This is a genomic window from Collinsella sp. HCP3S3_E5 (genome assembly GCF_052067635.1).
In the GTDB taxonomy this organism is placed as follows: Bacteria; Actinomycetota; Coriobacteriia; order Coriobacteriales; family Coriobacteriaceae; genus Collinsella.
Genome location: NZ_JBQHQF010000001.1, coordinates 16,511 through 34,935, shown reverse-complemented (window position 1 = coordinate 34,935; position 18,425 = coordinate 16,511). Strand labels below are relative to the sequence as shown.

Here is an 18,425-nt window from a genome sequence, read left to right as displayed (position 1 = left end):
TGTTCCAAAAAATCTAGCGCGGGGCGTTTCGTTTCGGTTTCGTTTCGACGGGGTGGGTTTCGTGTCCGCCCCGTTCTTGTATACACTGGGCAAGAATATCCTGCCTGCTCGGCGTGCGGGCAAAAGCCACAACCTTCAAAGGGGGAAGCATGAAACAGTACACGGTTGCTATTTTGGGCGCGACGGGGGCCGTGGGCACCCAGATGCTCGAGTGCCTCAACGAGCAGGAGTTTCCGGTTGGCAAGCTCAAGCTGCTGGCGAGCGCGCGCTCTGCGGGCAAGACCGTCGAGTTCCGCGGCGAGCAGGTTGTTATTGAGGAGGCTTGCCCCGAGGCCTTTGAGGGCTGCGACATCGTACTCGGCGCTGCCGGCGACGATATCGCCAAGGAGCTGCTGCCCGAGGCTGTCAAGCGTGGCGCCGTCGTGGTCGACAACAGCCACGCCTTCCGTATGGATCCCGAGGTGCCGCTCGTCGTGCCCGAGATCAATGCCGACGACATCAAGTGGCATCACGGCCTTATCGCTAACCCTAACTGCGCAACCATCATCGGCCTGGTTCCCACCTGGCCGCTGCACAAGCTCGCCGGCGTGAAGCGCATGATCGTCTCGACGTACCAGGCGGCTTCGGGCGCTGGTGCTCCCGGTATGGCCGAGCTCGAGGCCCAGCTGGCCGCCCTGGGCCGTGGCGAGGAGATTCCCGAGCCGCGCGCATTTGCCGCCCAGTTGGCGAGCAACCTGATTCCGCAGATTGGCGGCGTCAAGGAGGAGGGCTTTACCTCCGAGGAGATGAAGTTGCAAAACGAGGGTCGCAAGATTATGCACCTGCCCGAGCTGCGCGTGAACTGCACCTGTGTGCGCGTGCCTGTGCTGCGCTCGCACTCCGAGAGCATTACGCTCGAGTTTGAGCGCGACATTACGGTCGAGGAGGCCCGTGCTGCGCTGGCTTCTGCCCCGGGTGTCAAGCTGGTCGACGACCTGGGTGCCGAGGATGCGCACGACCGATTCCCCATGCCGATGGACACCTCCGACCAGGACCTGATTTGGGTCGGTCGCGTGCGCCGCGACATCTCGAATCCCGAGGCCGCGCGTGGCATCACCTTCTGGTGCTGTGGCGACCAAATCCGTAAGGGCGCGGCAACCAACGCCGTCCAGATTGCCAAACTGCTCTGCGAGTAGCGGTGGAACTGTCCGGCGGGGGCCGGGCTCAGCTTTCAGAACGTCCTCGATCATGTGCGGCGCCTTGTCCTGCTCCTTCGGAGCCGCGGGCAAGGCGCCGCACTGGTCTGCGGAGTGTTCTGAAAGCTGAGCCCGGCCACCGCCTGCGGTGACTCGGCTGCGAGCGGCCTGCGATGGGGCCGTTGTTGGTTGGGGCCGCTGGGCTGATGTGAGGGCACGTGGTCGTTGCGGGCCCTGGTCCCGGCGGCGGCCTCGGCGCTTTGCGCCTGCCGCCTTTGGGGACTGCGGGGCCGTGACGGCAGCTGCGGCGCCTCGCGCCTGCTGCCTGAGGTGACTTTGGGGTTGGGGTGAATTGAAGTTGAATACTTTTCTCGAGAAGTGAACGACCTATTTTGGACCCCCGAAGCATTGACATATTTTGACCGCTATTTCCTGCGGTTTTGCTGCGCGAATCCTGCGGTTTTGTAATCAAAAAGTGTGGATGCTCCGGGGCTTCGTTTTTACTCGTTCACTTCTCGGGAAAAGTATTAGAGCTCAGCTGGCATGGGTACCGCTCTGGCGTCGAAGCCCCGCGTTTTCTTCGCTTGATTGGGGAAAGTGGCCTCGCTTAAGCAATTGCGATCCTACCCAGACGTATCTGCGGAGTTGTCTACACAATTCGCGGTATTATAGTGCGGAGTTTTGAAAGGAGCCGCTGGTGGTCACGACGACGTTTGCTTCGCCTTTGGGCGAAATCCTGCTTGCCGCTGATGGCCGCGGTCTGACGGGGCTTTGGTTTGAGGGGCAGGAGCACTTTGGCTCCACGCTTCTCCGGGAAGACTCCGAACATGTTGAAGGGGCCGATGCGGTTTCCGGTGCTGGTGGCATGTCGTCGGCGAGTCCGGCTCATGGTGCGGCTTCTTCGGTGCTTGAGCGTTCGTGGGCATGGCTGAATGCTTATTTTGCAGGGCAGGAGCCTCGGTATACGCCGCCGTTGCATATGATCGGCACGGTGTTTCAGCGTGAAGTCTGGTTTGAGCTGCTTTCTATTCCGCGTGGCGAGGTCGCCACGTATGGCGAGATTGCGGCTCGTGTCGCCGCCCGCCATCGGGTGCCGGGGAACGAGGACCCCGTTGTGTCTCCTCGTGCGGTGGGGGCTGCGGTCGCTCGCAACCCTATTTCGATTATCGTGCCGTGCCATCGCGTGGTTGCCGCCGACGGCTCGCTTAACGGATATGCCGGCGGGCTCGATCGCAAGGAGTGGCTGCTTCGGCTTGAGGGCGCGTACGAGGAATAACGTTCGAGCGCTTTGCATAGCCAAGATGCCGTGAAAGAACGGGACACGCTTTCCGAATGGAGACTCAGGCGGAAACCACGTCCCGGAATTCCGTTTTAAAGCGGGATGCGCTTTCCGAATGGCGTCCCAAGCGGAAACCGTGTCCCGGAATACAGCCTCAGAGTGGGACGCCGTTTCCGGTTGAGACCACCTGCTTGGACATCTTTCTACGCTCGTTCTTGCAGGGCGTAGATCGACTTATCCATGTTGAACAGGTAAGCCACGACGCAGACAATAAAGAACATCGGCAGATTACCAAAGCCGAAGACTTCGCAGCCAATAAGGATGGGTGCGAGCAGCGTATTGGTGGCGCTGCCAAAGACGGCTGCGTAGCCCAGCGCGGCGCAGAACTCGGCGGGCATGCCGAGAATCCCGGCGAGTACGACACCCAGGCTGGCTCCGATGGAAAACAACGGCGTCACCTCACCGCCCTGATATCCTGCGGCAAGTGTGGCGATGGTGAGTACGAATTTGAGCGCCCAGTCCCAAGGCATGATGGCGACCTTACCGTTACCGTTGAGCGCCGCCGATATCAGGTTGGTGCCAAGGCCGCAGTATCGACCCTGCCACAGTGCGAACAGAATCGCCGATAGCGCAAGGCCCATAGCGACGATGCGCGCATAGGGGTTGGGGAGCAGCCGCGCCGCAAGGGTCTTGGCATGGGCAAGGCACCAGGCAAAGGTACCGCCTACCATGCCAAACGCGATGCCTAGTACCGCAAGCCGTCCAAGACCGGGGAGGTCAAGCGCGCATGAGGCGACAACGGCGACCTCAAACTTCTCGAGTCCCAGGGCACCGGAGGTCATACTTGCGGCGAGCGAGGCTGTAAGCGCGGGAAACAGCGCGCGGTATTCCATGCGTCCTGCGACCAGTACTTCGATAGCAAAGACCGTGGCAGCAAGGGGCGTTCGAAAGAGCCCGGCAAAGCCGGCGGCCATGCCGATAAGCAAAAACGTGTTGCCGGGGTCTCGGAAAGGTAGACGTCGGCCGATCCAATGTGAGACGGTTGCACCGATCTGCACGGCCACACCCTCGCGTCCCGCACTGCCGCCAAAGAGGTGCGTCCCCCATGTGCTCAGCATAACGAGCGGCACCAAGCGCGGCGAGATGGCGTCCTCACGCCCGTGGCCTACGTCGAATACCAGGCTCATGCCGCGGTCGGTACCCTTGCCCCAAGCGCGGTAGGCAAACACGATGGCAAGGCCCATAAGGGCGAGGAAGGGGATGAGCAGGGTGATGTGTTCGTCGCGGAAGGCGCCGATCGCCAAAAGCACGCGTCCAAAGAGCGCGCAGATGGCGCCAACGATGATACCGACGGGGATTCCGACGGCACCCATAAGCACAAGACCGCTATAGGTGTTGAGCAGACGTTTGATTCTGCTCGATGCGCTGCTTTCCGACACTTCTCCTCCAAAACAAAAAAGACTCCTGCCGCGGCGTGATGCCTAAGGGCATCACGTAACAGCAGAAGTCATCAGCAACAAGGCGGTTTAGGGTAACGCGGCAGCTTGGCTGGCGCACCCAACGGAGACATTCATTCCGTAGCGGCATCATAGCGGTGGATACGGTTTGGGTCAAATGGTTGCCGTGGACAGTCCTGGTGCCTGCCCGCGCCCCTCGTTTCCCCATATAAAACCTGCCAAAATAAACCTGTCCCTTTTTGGTCGGTGCGAAATGGGTAATACTAAAGAGTTATCCGACCAGATGGGAATTAATCGATGGCTTATATCGAATTCAAAGACGTCGTCAAAGCATACGGCGAGGGTGACGCCCGCATTCACGCGCTCGATGGCGCGAGCTTTACGGTCGAGCGCGGTGAGCTCGCCATCATTTTGGGTGCTTCGGGTGCCGGCAAGACCACGGCGCTCAACATTCTGGGCGGCATGGATACGGCGACTTCCGGCACCGTAACGGTGGATGGGCGCGACGTGAGTTCCGCCAATGAGGCGCAGCTCGTGGAATACCGCCGCGCCGACGTCGGCTTTGTCTTCCAGTTCTATAATCTGGTTCCCAACCTGACGGCGCTCGAAAACGTCGAGCTTGCGGCGCAAATCTGCCCCGATTCGTTCGATGCCGAACAGACACTTCGCCAGGTTGGCCTGGGCGAGCGCCTCGCCAACTTCCCCGCGCAGCTTTCGGGCGGCGAGCAGCAGCGCGTGTCCATCGCCCGCGCACTGGCCAAGAACCCCAAGCTGCTCCTGTGCGATGAGCCCACGGGCGCGCTCGACTATAAAACCGGCAAGCAGATCTTGCAGCTGCTGCAGGATACCTGCCGCAAGCAGGGCATTACGGTCATCATCATCACGCACAACTCCGCGCTCGCGCCCATGGCCGATCGCCTGATCTGCTTTAAGAGCGGTCGTGTGGAGAGCGAGACGGTCCAGCAAAATCCCGTGCCTATCGAGACGATCGAGTGGTAGCGCCCATGGACCAAGATCGCCAAAACAGCCAAAACCACGATACGGAGCACGTGGGTCACGATCGGGAGTTCGCGACCTACCGTACCGCTCAAAGCTCAAATGATATGGCGCCGACGGTTTTTCGCCGTGGCATCTCCCGCACAATCCGAGGCAGTCTTAAGCGCTTCCTATCTATCGTGGTCATTACCGCGCTCGGCGTGAGCGTGATGTGCGGTCTTAAGGCGGGCTGCGAGGATCTGCGCGATTCGGTCGACGTCTATTTTGACCAGCAGAATGTCTATGACATTAACGTGCAGTCGACCTATGGCCTTACGCGCGACGATCTTGCGGCTATTCAAGAGGTCGACGGCGTCGAGACGGCCGAGGGCATCTACACCGAGACCGCCTACACCGCCGTGGGTACCACGCGCGAGCGTGTAGTCGTGCAGAGCTTTTCCAGGAAGAATATCGATCAACCGGTGCTGGTAAGCGGCGATTTGCCCGAGAGCGCCGGCGAGGTCGCGGTGACTTCGAAGTTCCTGAAGGCTTCGGGCAAAAAGCTCGGCGACACGGTGAGTTTTGCCGCCAATGACGCGAGCTCGTCGAACCAAAGCGCCAAGGACCAGTTTGCCGCGGGTGATTACACCATTACGGCCGAGGTCCTCGATCCTACTGATGTGAGCTCCGACTCGACAGTCAACGCCTTTCGCGCTGCTTCGGCTGCGGACTATAAGTTCTATGTGAGCGAGGATGCCGCGACATCTTCTTCCTACTCCGCGGTCCACGTGATCGTCGAGGGAGCCAAGAGCCTCAACTCCTATTCAGATGCCTACACGACAAAGATCAACGAGGTCAAGGGTAATATCGAGAAGATTCGCGACGAGCGTGAGAAGGTGCGCGCCCAAGAGCTGACGGTCGACGCGCCGGCAAGCTTGGATGCCTCCGAGCGCCAGGCGAATATGCTCTTTGGGATTGAGCAGGACAACATCAACCGCATGCCCCAGGGCAGTGAGGAGCGCGCTCGGGCTCAGGCCGATTTGGACCAGCGCCGCGCCGCCACCGACCAGCAGTTTGCCGATGCACGCGCCGAGCTTTCCGATCTGGGCGAATGCACTTGGTACATCCAGGATCGCGGTAACATCGCAAGCTACTCAAGCGTCGAGAGCGACAGTTCTTCGATTGAGGCCATCGCCACGGTTTTCCCATTTATTTTCTTTGTCGTAGCCGTACTCATCAGCCTTACCACCGCTACTCGTATGGTCGAGGAGGAGCGCACGCTCATTGGCTTATACAAGGCGCTCGGCTATTCACGCGGGCGAATCCTGTCCAAATACGTGGACTACTCGCTGTGGGCATGTCTGTTCGGCGGCGTACTCGGCAACATCATCGGATTTGTGGGGTTGCCGCTGTTCCTGTTTACGGTGTTCGACGACATGTACTCACTGCCCCAGATGCTGCTTTCGTACGACATCGTGTCCTCGATCGTCTCGGTGGCGCTGTTTGCCGTGGGCGTGGTGGGTGCCACGATTATCGCCTGCCGCCACGAGATGGCCGAGACCCCAGCCTCGCTTATGCGTCCCAAGGCCCCGCGAGCCGGCTCGCGCATCTTGCTTGAGCGCATCGGCTTTATTTGGCGCCGCATGGGCTTTTTGAACAAGGTGGCAGCGCGCAACCTGTTCCGCTACAAAAAACGTGCCTTTATGACCATCTTCGGTATCGCCGGCTGCACGGCGCTCGTGATCTGCGGTATGGGCATCCGCGATACGTCGGTGGCGCTTTCGCCCAAACAGTACGGGCACATCACGCGCTATGACTTGCTGGCGGTCGCCAATCCCGATGACTATGCTCAGACGTGTGCGGCGCTGGAAGAGCGTAGCGCGGCCAGCGACTCCGGCGTACGCGTGACCTCGACCCTGCCGATTATGACCGACAACGTCACCTTTACGTTTGGCGGTAAGAGCGAGACCGTACAGCTCATCGTGATTCCCGACGACCGCACGAATGACCTGGACGATTACGTGCGCCTGGAGGATGAGTCCAAAGAACCGCTCGCCCTGCGTGACGGGGACGTGTATTTAAGCAAGAGTTCACAGCTGGTGCTGGGGATTCAGCCGGGCGATACGGCGCAGGTCCAGGATTCGTCGCTCAATGTTACCAAGGTCAAGGTTAGCGATATCTCGCTCAATTATTTGGGCAACACGCTTTATATGACGCAGGGCACCTATGAGCGCGCGTTCGGCCGAAGCGCGCGTCTTAACGGCATCTTTGTGCTGCTTAAGGGCTCTTCAGCCGACCAGATTGCGTTTAGCAAGAAGCTTAAGAGTGACGGTTGGCTTACGATTTCGAGTACGGCCGAGCATTGGGAGAACTATGAGGCGAACTTTACGATTATCAATTCGGTCGTAGTGCTTGTGACCTTTATGGCGGCGTGCCTGTCGTTTGTGGTGGTGTTTACGCTGTCTAATACGAATATTTCGGAGCGCGAACGCGAGCTGGCGACCATCAAGGTGCTGGGCTTCCGCCGTGGCGAGGTGCACCACTACGTCAATAAGGAGACGTTGATCCTTACGGCGATTGGCACCGCACTGGGCGTGCCGCTGGGTGGCCTGCTTGCCGAGAGCTTTACGTACGTTCTTCAGATGCCGTCGCTGTACTTTGATGTTGAGGTCGAGCCGCTGAGTTTCGTGCTCGCTGTGGTGCTTTCGTTTGGCTTTACGATTATTGTCAACCTCGCCACCAACCGAACCCTCAACAAGATTGACATGGTCGGTGCCCTCAAGAGCGCCGAGTAACCTGTTCTTGGATTCAAGTTGTAGCGAGCTGTGACGTGCCGCAGTCGCTTTATTGCATAAACCGCCCCGCAGAATGCATATTTTGGCGGGGCGGTTGCTTTTTACCCGCAGGTACCCCCAGGGGCGGCGTGCAAATTCCGGAGAATTCAGCATTCCGGAGTCCACGAGTATGGGAGCGGGCGCACAAAACTGCGCTGAAAGCCCTGATTCTGAGCTCCCAACGCCTCAAGAGCCGCTCGTTTTTACAAGATGCGGCCCATGGCGCCTGCCTTTCGCCCAAAATTCAGTATGCAGGCACCCTCGGCTGCTGAAAACTCCCAAAAATGCACGGCGCCTCCTGCCCTAGGCACTCGCAGCAAGAAGACGAATAGCCTCGGCGAGCATGTAAACGCAGGGCCCTCCGACCCCGCCCGACGATTTCGATTGGCGACCTTTGACGGAGTCAAGGGAGGAGCCAAATCGAAATACGTCGGGCGGGGTCGGAGGGCCCGATGGGATGGATTTCGGCCGAGGCTATTCGTCGCCGAAGCTGATGCCCAGCGCCTTGGCCTCGCGTACCAGGTCGCTCTGGGGATCGACAAACTTGAGCTTGCCGGCGACCTCCTCGAGCGGCATGTGGCACATCTTGCCGTCACGCAGGGCAATCATGTAGCCAAACTCGCCGCGTAGGCAGCCCAGTGCCGCCTCAACGCCGCACTGGGTCGCAAAGATGCGGTCCTGGGCGTCGGGCTGACCGCCGCGCTGCGTGTGGCCGGGGATGGCGACGCGGGTCTCGCGACCGGTCTTGGCCTCGATTTCCTTGGCAATGTCGTAGACAATCGACGGACTCGTGCGCTCGGCGAGCTTCTTCTTGTACTCCTTCTTGGGCAGCGCCGCGTCCTCCTTGGAGATAGCGCCCTCGGCGACGGCCACGATCGTAAAGCGGCTGCCGGTCTCCATGCGATGCTCGATGGTCTTGATGACGTTACCCATGTCGTAGGGAATCTCGGGAATCAGGATGACGTCCGCGCCTCCCGCGACGCCGGCGTACAGCGGGATCCAGCCAACCTTGTGGCCCATGATCTCGATAACGAACACGCGGCCGTGACTCGAGGCGGTGGTGTGGATGTCGTCGATGCACTTGGTGGCGACGTCGATGGCGCTCGTAAAGCCAAACGTCATTTCGGTGCCCCAGGTGTCGTTATCGATGGTCTTGGGCAGAGCGATAACGTTGAGGCCCTCTTCGCGCAGGCGGTTGGCAGTCTTGGTGGAGCCGTTGCCGCCCAGCATAAACAGGCAGTCGAGTTGCAGCTTGTGATAGGTGTGGACCATCGCAGGCACCTTCTCGACACCGTCGGCCTCGGGAATGTCCAGGCGCTTGAACGGCGTGCGGCTCGTGCCCAAAATGGTGCCGCCGCGGGTGAGGATACCGCTAAAATCGGCGGGCGTCATGACGCGGAACCTGCTGTAGATAAGGCCCTGGTAGCCGTCCTCAAAACCATAGATCTCGATAGGTTCTTCGCTATTGGTCATAAGCGTTTTGACGATGCCGCGCATGGTGGCGTTGAGCGCCTGACAGTCGCCGCCGCTGGTAAGAAGACCGATCCTAAGCATGATGAATCCTTCCGGGCAAGTTATAACATGCGCATAAGTTTACCCCCGCACACTGTTGATACGGGGGTAAAACGTGTTAGCTCAAGCGTATAGAAATGTAAACAACGTCAGGCGAGCGTAAGGTCGACGGGCCTAGCTCCTTACAGTGCGAAGACGTCGACGTCGCCCCAGTGGCGGCGCAGCGCAATAGCGGCGGCGGGTTCGGTATTGTCAAAGACGACCGACCATTGCGTATTGCTGGTGATGTCTTCCGGATTGGGCTCTTGCGCTGCGGCGCGCAGGGCTTCCCAGGCAATCGTTTCGTCCTGGGCACCGACATGGGCGTCAAGGACATCGGCGATTGCGATGGCGCGCTCTTTACCATGGCCCAGTTCGCCGTTCTTTTGGTTGGGCAGCACTTCGTCGCCATAGCAGGGGTAGAAGTTCGTAACCTGGCGTACAGGAGTCGCTTTGAAAGCGCGGTCCGGATCGTGCGGATCCCACTCTACTACGCGCGCGTCACCGGTGGCGTCGTTGATAAAGAAGTGATAATCGCGTCCTGCCATGGCGTGCATATCGTAGGCGGAAAGCAGGTCGACAGCTTCTTGTGTGGTGGCGGCACGGTCGAGTACCAGACGGATGGCGAGCGAGGTATTGATGACAGGGCGTTGCGTGTCCTGGTCACAGGGCTTGGAATCCAGGGTGAGCACGGCAACGGACACGCCGCATTCGTTAACACCGTCGAGCTGGGCAAACGGACCCATGAGTGCGGCGGCGCGTCCGGCGACGGAGTCAAGCGGAGTGTTATCGCCCAGGTTGTTAAGGGCGGCAAACCCGATGGAGGCATAGCCGCCGCGTGGGTGATTGCGCACCAGCAGCGCCGAGGTGTCGTCCTTAAAGTCGTAATTGCGACCGGTGCGCACGCGGCCTTCGGCATCTACGGCGACAAAAGCGCTGCAGGCAAACTGGGGAGCCTGGACATGTGCCGGCACACCGGGCAGCACCTGCGCCACCACGGCATCGATGTAGGCCTGGTCGTCGCGCACGCCAGCGGCGATGATGCGATCAAGATCGTAGTCGTAGGCGATGTCGATTGCGTACAGGTCATAGCCATCCGCGTAGCCGGTCAAGCGTTTGAGCGACGCGGCGGACTTGATTTGCTTGCGGTAAACGATACCGGTGGCAGCGGCAAGGCCGACGGCGACTCCCGCGACACCGCAGGCGATGGCAATGTTACGTGGCTTCATGACGGCTCCTCTCGTCCTGTTGGCGTAATTATCGCAAAAGGAGCGCGGGCATGATGGCTCAACCTGGTGAGCGGCACGGGATTAAACATGGAATGAAGAGTGCGGCGCTGGCGTGGCGGGGTATGCTGGAGGGGACCATCAACCCAGCGAAAGGGGAGAGCATGACGGATCAGGAAACGCCCGAACGCGCGCATGTGACGGCCGACGATATCGAGGCCGCCAACGACCTTATCGACTTTATCGAGGCGTGCCCCAGCATGTTCCATACGGCGGCGACCATTATGGCCGAGCTCGACGAGGCGGGCTTTACCTACCTGCCCGAGAATGCGGCGTGGGATATCGAGCCGGGCGGGCGTTATTACACGCAGCGCAACACCTCGAGCGTTATCGCCTTTAAGGTGGGCGAGGACCTGGCCGCGACGTGGGGCGAGGACGGCGTTGCCGGCGACTATCATTTTCAGCTCACGGCGTCGCACAGCGATTCTCCGACGTTTAAGGTCAAGGCCGTGCCCGAGCTTGACGGCGCGGGCGAGACGCTGCGCCTGAACACCGAGGCCTATGGCGGCATGATCGACTACACCTGGTTCGATCGCCCGTTGGCGCTGGCTGGACGCGTGCTGGTGCGCGAGGGCGACCGTATTGAGAGCCGCCTGCTTGCCACCGAGCGCGAGGTCGCTATCATTCCGAGCCTTGCTATCCATATGAACCGTGGCGTCAATGAGGGCTTTGCACCCAACCGCGCCGTCGACTTGTGCCCGCTTATCAGCGCCGGTGAGCTTAAGCAGGGCGACTTTGATGCTCTGATCGCCGACGAGCTGGACGTCGAGCCCGAACAGATTTTGGGCCGCGATCTGTTCCTGGTCAATCGTCAGGACGCGCGCATTTGGGGCTGGGCCGACGAGTTTATCTCGACGCCCAAGCTCGACGACCTAGCCTGCGCCTACACCTCGCTGCAGGCATTTTTGGGCGCCGAGAATGCGCATGACATCTCGGTCTTTTGCTGCTTCGACAACGAGGAGGTTGGCTCCGAGACCAAGCAGGGCGCCATGTCGACGTTCTTGGCCGATGCGTTGCGTCGCATTAACGGGTCGCTGGGCTTTGATGACGAGTCGTACCACCGTGCGCTTGCCGCCTCGATGCTCGTGAGCTGTGACAACGCGCACGCCGTGCATCCCAACCACGCCGAGAAGTGCGATGCCCACAACCAGGTCGTGCTCAACGGCGGTATCGTCATCAAGGAAGCCGCCAACCAGCACTATTGCACCGATGCCTTTAGCCGCGCAGTGTTCCAGGCCATCTGCGATGACGCAGACGTGCCCACGCAAGCCTTTGCCAACAAGAGCGATATGGCGGGTGGCTCCACGCTCGGCAATCTGTCCAATATGCAGGCGAGCATGCACGCCGTGGACGTGGGCCTGCCGCAGCTGGCCATGCACTCGAGCTACGAGACCGGTGGCGTGCGCGACGTGATGTACGCGATCCGCGCCCTCACGGCTTTCTACGAGCGCGACCTAAACATCAACGGTGCCGAAAGTGTGGAGCTCTAAAACCTGCCAAAAAAGGACGGGTTTATTTTGGCGGGTTTTATCTGGGCAAATGCCGCAATGTCAACGGTAAGACGGAGCTGCTAAGGCTTGCAGATGAAGCCGACGCCAGCGAAACCGCCGCAGGTAGAGCAAAAGTCAGCGAGAGCCCGCCGTTTGAGCCAAGGTGCCGTGAAATGAAAAGGCGCTGACCTTCTGGTCGCGCCTTTGAAATTGAACGGCACCTTGGCCAAACGGCGGGCTCGCAGCGTCGAGGGGTTCCGGCGTTTGGTAAAACGCCGGAACAATCTAATGCTCAATCCAACAACGTAAAGTTTCGCCGGCCTGCAGGTGACGCAGATTCTCCGCGGCGATGTCGACCACGTTATTGAGCGTGGCGGCCAGGTGGAACCAGCCCGAGACATGCGGCGTGATGAGCATGTTGGGTGCATCCCACAGCGGGCTTGTGGCGGGCAGCGGCTCGGGATCGGTGACGTCGACCGCGGCGCCGGCGAGATGTCCCGATTCCAGGGCGGCAACCAGGTCGTCGGCGACCACAAGATCGCCGCGGCCGCCGTTGGCAAAGAACGCGCCCGGTTTCATCGCGGCGAAGAACTCGGCGTTCGCCAGGCCGCGGGTCTCGGGCGTGCTGGGCATAAAGGATGCGACGATGTCGGCCTCTGCCAGGCGCTCAGACAGGGCATCCATGCCGTCCATGTCCTCAAACACAATGGGGTAGACGAGCGGATGGCGCTTGATGCCGCGGACATGCGCACCCATGCTGCGGCAGAGCGTGGCAAAGTGGCCACCGATATCGCCTGCGCCCAGCACCAGCACGTTGGCGTTTTTGAGCGAGGTGACCGGCCCCAAATCCTCCCAGCGATGCTCGCGCTGCAAGTCGTGATAGCCGGGCAGGCGCTTCATCATGGAAAGGACCATGGCAAACATGTGCTCGCTCACGGCCTGACCGTAGGCGCCGATCGAGCAAGACAGCTTGGCTTCAGCCGGCACGGTGCCGGCGGCAAGGTAGTCGTCATAGCCGGCGGTCTGCAATTGCAACAGCTGGAGATGGTCGCATGCCGTGAGCATGTCAGGGTCGATGTTGCCCAGGATCACGTCGGCATCGGCGACCTGTTCGCGCGTGATGTCGCCGGCGCTCGTGTAGATAAAATCCTCGCCCGGAGCGCTCGACTCAAGAATTGCACGATGGCGGTCGTTGACGGGCAGCAAAACCAGGATGTTCACAAGCATTCCTCTCCGCTCAACCTGCCAAAAAGGGACAGGTTTTTTTTGGCAGGTTTTATCTGGCAAAACGTTCAAATAAAACGCCGGATGCAAGACGAGCGTGCCCGTCAGCATCTGGCGCATCTACGGCTACCAGCTCAGCAGCTCGTAGCCGTCCTCGGTCACCACGAGCTGTACCTCGCACTGGGCCGAGTCGCTGCCGTCCTTGGTGCGCACGCACCACCCATCGCCCTTGCTAATCTTAATGTCGGGTGCTCCGGCGTTGACCATGGGCTCGATAGTAAAGACCATGCCCGGAACCATGATAGTGTCCACGTCGGGCGCCTCGGTGGTAAAGCCCACAAACGGGTCCTCGTGGAACTCCTTACCAATGCCGTGGCCACCGTACTCGCGCACCACGCTAAAGCCGGCGTCCTCGACCGTCTTTTGTACGGCCTCGGCCATCACGGAGAGCGGCAGCCATGGCTTGACGGCTGCCAGACCCGCCTCCACGCTGGCGCGGGTGACGTCGACCAAGCGCTGGCGCTCGGCCGAGACCTTGCCGATGCAGAACATGCGGCTCGAGTCGCTAAAATAGCCGTCTAAGATCGTTGAGCAGTCCACGTTGATGATGTCGCCCTCGTGCAGTACGTCCGTATCGCAGGGAATGCCGTGGCAGACTACGTCATTGATCGAGGTACACACGCTCTTGGGGTAGCCCTCGTAGTTGAGGTCGGCCGGCGTTCCACCATGCTCGACGGTGTAGTCGTAGATCATCTGGTCGATCTGGTTGGTGGTCATGCCCGCGGTGATATGCTCACCCACATAATCGAGCACGCCCACGTTGATGGCGGCCGAGCGCTTGATGCCCTCGATATCGGCAGGCGTCTTATAGAGCGTGCGGGGCAGGACGTTCCAGCCCTCTTCCCACAGGCGCTCGAGGCGCCCATCAAAGGAGCTGTGACATTTCTTGTATTTTTTGCCGCTGCCGCACCAGCAAGCGTCGTTGCGGCCGGGTACGGGTCCTTTGTCATACATGGCTAACTTCCTTTCATTCGCAGCTAGTATAGCCCACCCGCAGAGCAGCTAATTTGGGACGGGGCTTTTTTGACTGCTTTTGTCCGCGCGGCCTTGCGCCGCCCATATCGCTCCCAAAAGCAGTCAAAAAAGCCCCGTCCCAAATTAGCTGCTCTTGGGCAGACGGGTGCTAGTAACTCACCTGGCAGGGGATGCCGAGGGCGCGCACGCGTGCGGCAATCGCGTCGAGCGCCTCGGGAGCCGCTTTAGCAAGGCCGGCGACTGGTGTCTCGCGCGCCACCGTGTAAATGGTTGCTTCTTGTGGACGAATGCGCTCAAGCGCCGCGAGCCAGGGGGCAACGTACTCCTCGCCGGTGTTGTCGATGGGCTTGCCCTGATACTCACCGGTCAAAAAGATCGTCTGGATGATAACGTGACCGTCAAAGCTCGCGAACGTCTCAATCTGGTGCTCGACGTCGTAGGGACCAACGGGCTGGTCGAGCAGCTGGATAAATGCCGGATCGACCGTATCGAGCTTGAGGATGTTGTCGTCGACCATCATGAGCGCATCATGCACCTGGGGCCGGTCGGCGCGCGTGCCGTTGGAAAGCACGGCAATCTTGGTGTTCGGGGCCAACTGGTCGCGAAGCGCGACAGCGCCGGCGATAGCCTGCGGGAACTCCGGTGCGGCGGTGGGCTCGCCGTTGCCGGCAAACGTGATTACATCGGGCGGCTCACCCTCGACTGTCATCTCGCGTAGTTTGGCTTCGAGTGCGTCGAGCACCACGGCAGCCGTGTTGTGTGGCTCGTGGCAGGGGCGTTCGGCGTTGAGTCCGTTTTCGCAGTAAATGCAGTCAAAGGTGCAAATCTTGCCGCTGGCAGGCATCATGTTGACGCCGAGCGAGAGTCCAAGGCGTCGGCTGCGGACGGGCCCAAAGATGGGGCTGGCATTCAAAAACGTAGACATAGGCATATGCTCCTCGGGACAGTTGCACTTAAGCATAGCATTGGCCCCCGTGCCAATCGCGGGTCTGGACACTGTTGTCTAAGCCGAAACTGTGCAGCCTGGTGAGTTTTCGGAACCCTATCATGAAAGGGTGCGAGTCGGGTACAGTAAACGCATTTAAGTATGCGCAACATGGCGCCAGACTGTCCAAGTCGCACCTCGGTGCGGCCTGATGGCGTTGACGATAGGATCACAACATGGATTTTACGGTCGAAAATGCGGGCACCACGATTGCCTGCCGCGAGTATGCCGGCCCGGATGTATCGTCCGATGCGCCCGCCTTGGTGTGCGTGCACGGTGCGTGCGTCGACGGCACATTTTTTGACGGCATCGCCCACGAGCTCGCCTGTGGCTATCGCGTCATTGCCTATGACCGCCGTGGTTGCGGCGAGAGCGACGATGCGGCAGACGGGCGCTACGATCTGGCAGTTCAGGCTGCCGACCTGCGAGCTGTTATCCAACATGCCGGCGCCCCGGCAAATGTCCTCGCGCACAGCGCTGGCACGCTCGTTGCCCTTGAGCTCCTTCATGCGGATGCGGCGGCAGTGTCGTCTGCGGTTTTGCATGAGCCGGCCGTGACAGGCGAGGGCGTTGGCTTGGGCGCAGCCCCGGTTTTGCTCGAGATGGTTGCGGCGGGGAAAGATTCGAGGGCGCTGAGGGTCTTCTTGGGCGCTATTGGAGACCCCGACCCTGAAGCTCCCGGGATAACCAAAGCGGAAGCCAAACATGCTATGCGCAATGGACGTGGCTTTATGGCGAACGAGTATGGACTTGTCATGACGTATGGTCCCGATTGGGATCGAGTTCGCGCATCAAAAACCGTTGCCGCCGTCTGCTTGGGAGAGCTTTCGGCCGATACGTCCCGCGCGGCAGGTGCACGAGCGGCTGCGGAGTTACTGGGCTGCCCCGTTGTAACAATTCCGGGCGCGCATAACGGTCTTCGAGATCGACCGGTCGCAGCCGCCAACGCCGTCCGCGCCATTCTAAGACGCTGATGCGTCGGTGACTCATACAGGAGAATCAATAAACATTGGTGTCCTGCAATAAATCAATCTTGAGCTGCGTGTTCGCAGAGGTAATTGACCCATTCTATTGCTATTAAAAATATTACAACAATTGTGCACCTGCCTGCTCTGCAAGATGTTACTCTAGTAACGTTTAACGGACGTACCGTTGCCAGGCCAACGACGGAAAAGGCCGTATATGCTCAATAAATATGGGGGTAATCTTACCGACTGCGAGGCCGCCGCCAAGGTCGCCCGTGTCAAGAAGATTTACCCCGTGGTGCGCCTGCTTTCTGCCGAACAGATTAATAACGAGCATAACTGCCTGTTCTTTGGCGATCAGTGCCCTTGCTTGCGTCAGGTTTGTCGCAAGGTGCTCGGGGGTTCCGATGAAGTGTCTGAGCGACTGACGGGCGACGGTATCGAATACTGTGCTTCCGCGCGTCCCGTGACGGTTGAAGGCGAGCGACGCGTTTTACTTGTGGCACGCCCGGTCAATGAGCAAGAGGTGGCAGATGAGGAGGCGGCCTACACCGATGTGGTGACGGGCGTTCGCAATCGTCGCTACTTTGATGAAAGACTCCGCACGCACCATGTATCCGGTGGCGTGGCGATCGTTGACCTCGATGATTTTAAGATGGTCAACGACGCTTATGGCCATCGTGTCGGCGATTTGGTGCTTGGCGTCGTCGCGGCCGTTATACGCGATAACATTCACTCGACCGATCTGCTTGTGCGCTATGATTGCGACGAGTTTGTGGTCGTCATGCCCGATATTGCCCCCGATGATTTTGCTCGGCGTTTGCACCATGTGTCGGAGGCCATTCGCTCTGCTGTTGTACCGGGGAATGAGGAGATCGACCTATCGGCCTGTGCGAGCGGCGTTCGTGTGAGCGGTGAGACGATCGAGGAAGGCGTGCATCGCGCAGCCACTCTCTTGAATCGTGCGAAGATCAGACGCGGCACGGTTGTGACGGATGCCGATGCAAGCGAGACGATCAGGAGCCAAAAGCCCCTGGTGCTGATTGCCGACGATTCCAAAGTGAGCCGGTCCATCCTCGGTGAGATGCTCAAGGACGACTATCGCATTCTAGAAGCCGATAGCGGTCGCGCCACGCTCGATGCGGTTGACCGTTATGGTGGCGACCTGTCCCTCGTGCTGCTCGATATTGTCATGTCGGACATGAGCGGCTGTGAGGTGCTGGCCGAGCTTTCGCGTCTGGCAGCCCTCGATGGCCTACCTGTTATTATGATCTCGAGCGAAGATACCGACGACGCGGTGTTACGTGCTTACGATTTGGGCGCCTCGGACTATATCAGTCGCCCGTTCGATGACCGCATTGTGCGTCGTCGCGTCAACAATATTATTCGACTGTATGCCAAACAGCGTCGTCTGACGAGTCTGCTGTCGCAGCAGTACAATGCGCGCGTCAATAACAGCCGTATACTCGTCGACATCATGGCGAGCGTCATGGAAGTCCGTAATGGCGAAAGCGGCAGGCATGTCACGCATATCGAGAAGTTGACTGAGCTGCTGCTTGGCGACTTGGCGCGACGGAGCGACAAGTACTCTCTTGGCAACGAGGAGCGTTCTTCGATTGCGTTGGCGTCGGCGCTGCACGATATCGGCAAGATGTCGATCGACGATGCGATTCTCAACAAGCCCGGACGTCTGACGCCCGAAGAGTTTGAAATAATGAAGACGCATACTACCATTGGCGCCGACATGCTGCGCAATCTGGGCAGAAACCATGAAGGAAGTGCCCTTTTGGACTATGCGTACCAAATCGCCCGCTGGCATCATGAACGTTGGGATGGTACGGGCTATCCTGACGGTCTTAAGGGCGACGATATCCCCATTGCCGCTCAGGTGATCTCGGTGGCCGATGTGTACGATGCGTTGACGAGTGTGCGTGTGTACAAGGACGCCATTTCGCAAGAAGAGGCGATTCGGATGATTCTGGACGGTGAGTGCGGCGCTTTCAATCCGCTGCTTATCGAGTGTCTGCTCGAAGTGCGCGATCGCATTGCCGAGACGCTGGAGCGCCCTGCGGACGTTGTCGCGTTCCCTTCGGTTTAAGCTAGGCAAAGGGACGCCCCGTCGGACCATGTGGCCGGCGGGGCGTCCTTATTTGTTGTGCGGTTCGCGAA

13 protein-coding genes are annotated in these 18,425 nt (G+C 59.8%); 7 read left to right on the top strand and 6 right to left on the bottom strand.

The features are described from left to right. Positions 1-149: 149 nt before the first annotated feature. Together ACTM82_RS00135 and ACTM82_RS00130 are read left to right on the top strand one after the other, a co-directional pair. Positions 150-1,175, top strand: a complete 1,026-nt coding sequence (locus ACTM82_RS00135) for an aspartate-semialdehyde dehydrogenase (RefSeq protein WP_154514908.1) — start codon at positions 150-152, stop codon at positions 1,173-1,175. A 697-nt stretch (positions 1,176-1,872) separates the two neighbouring features. After that, the gene (locus ACTM82_RS00130; RefSeq protein ID WP_441054938.1) at positions 1,873-2,451 is read left to right on the top strand and encodes a methylated-DNA--[protein]-cysteine S-methyltransferase; all 579 of its coding nucleotides are present in this window, start codon (positions 1,873-1,875) and stop codon (positions 2,449-2,451) included. A gap of 206 nt (positions 2,452-2,657) precedes the next feature. On the opposite strand, the gene ACTM82_RS00125 is transcribed toward ACTM82_RS00130, so the two are convergent. Further along, the gene (locus ACTM82_RS00125; RefSeq protein WP_441054936.1) at positions 2,658-3,893 is read right to left on the bottom strand and encodes a chloride channel protein; all 1,236 of its coding nucleotides are present in this window, start codon (positions 3,891-3,893) and stop codon (positions 2,658-2,660) included. Between the two features lie 315 nt (positions 3,894-4,208). Here ACTM82_RS00125 and ACTM82_RS00120 point away from each other — a divergent pair, with 315 nt between their 5' ends. Then, positions 4,209-4,910: an ABC transporter ATP-binding protein gene (locus tag ACTM82_RS00120; protein WP_427718202.1), complete on the top strand. Its 702-nt coding sequence runs from the start codon at positions 4,209-4,211 to the stop codon at positions 4,908-4,910. A 5-nt stretch (positions 4,911-4,915) separates the two neighbouring features. Then, complete coding sequence (locus ACTM82_RS00115; RefSeq protein WP_441054933.1) at positions 4,916-7,681, top strand: FtsX-like permease family protein; 2,766 nt, start codon at positions 4,916-4,918, stop codon at positions 7,679-7,681. A gap of 513 nt (positions 7,682-8,194) precedes the next feature. On the opposite strand, the gene ACTM82_RS00110 is transcribed toward ACTM82_RS00115, so the two are convergent. Together ACTM82_RS00110 and ACTM82_RS00105 are read right to left on the bottom strand one after the other, a co-directional pair. Next, positions 8,195-9,274, bottom strand: a complete 1,080-nt coding sequence (locus tag ACTM82_RS00110) for a 6-phosphofructokinase (protein ID WP_154514896.1) — start codon at positions 9,272-9,274, stop codon at positions 8,195-8,197. Between the two features lie 140 nt (positions 9,275-9,414). After that, entirely contained in the window at positions 9,415-10,500 is a 1,086-nt protein-coding gene (locus ACTM82_RS00105) for a carcinine hydrolase/isopenicillin-N N-acyltransferase family protein (protein WP_441054930.1), read from the bottom strand. Positions 10,501-10,661: 161 nt separating this feature from the next. Here ACTM82_RS00105 and ACTM82_RS00100 point away from each other — a divergent pair, with 161 nt between their 5' ends. Then, the gene (locus tag ACTM82_RS00100) at positions 10,662-12,047 is read left to right on the top strand and encodes a M18 family aminopeptidase (protein ID WP_427793650.1); all 1,386 of its coding nucleotides are present in this window, start codon (positions 10,662-10,664) and stop codon (positions 12,045-12,047) included. A 285-nt stretch (positions 12,048-12,332) separates the two neighbouring features. Here the strand turns inward: ACTM82_RS00100 and ACTM82_RS00095 are convergent, their stop codons facing one another. The 3 genes from ACTM82_RS00095 to ACTM82_RS00085 all read right to left on the bottom strand — a co-directional run bounded on the left by ACTM82_RS00095 (position 12,333) and on the right by ACTM82_RS00085 (position 15,231). Further along, positions 12,333-13,274, bottom strand: coding sequence for a D-2-hydroxyacid dehydrogenase (locus tag ACTM82_RS00095; RefSeq protein WP_441054927.1), 942 nt, complete (start codon positions 13,272-13,274; stop codon positions 12,333-12,335). A gap of 123 nt (positions 13,275-13,397) precedes the next feature. Further along, complete coding sequence (map, locus tag ACTM82_RS00090; RefSeq protein WP_441054924.1) at positions 13,398-14,285, bottom strand: type I methionyl aminopeptidase; 888 nt, start codon at positions 14,283-14,285, stop codon at positions 13,398-13,400. A 169-nt stretch (positions 14,286-14,454) separates the two neighbouring features. Next, complete coding sequence (locus tag ACTM82_RS00085) at positions 14,455-15,231, bottom strand: radical SAM protein (RefSeq protein WP_441054921.1); 777 nt, start codon at positions 15,229-15,231, stop codon at positions 14,455-14,457. A gap of 236 nt (positions 15,232-15,467) precedes the next feature. On the opposite strand from ACTM82_RS00085, the gene ACTM82_RS00080 reads away from it, so the two are divergent. Further along, positions 15,468-16,265: an alpha/beta fold hydrolase gene (locus tag ACTM82_RS00080; protein WP_441054918.1), complete on the top strand. Its 798-nt coding sequence runs from the start codon at positions 15,468-15,470 to the stop codon at positions 16,263-16,265. Between the two features lie 208 nt (positions 16,266-16,473). Then, entirely contained in the window at positions 16,474-18,354 is a 1,881-nt protein-coding gene (locus ACTM82_RS00075) for a diguanylate cyclase (protein ID WP_441054916.1), read from the top strand. Positions 18,355-18,425: the final 71 nt, after the last annotated feature.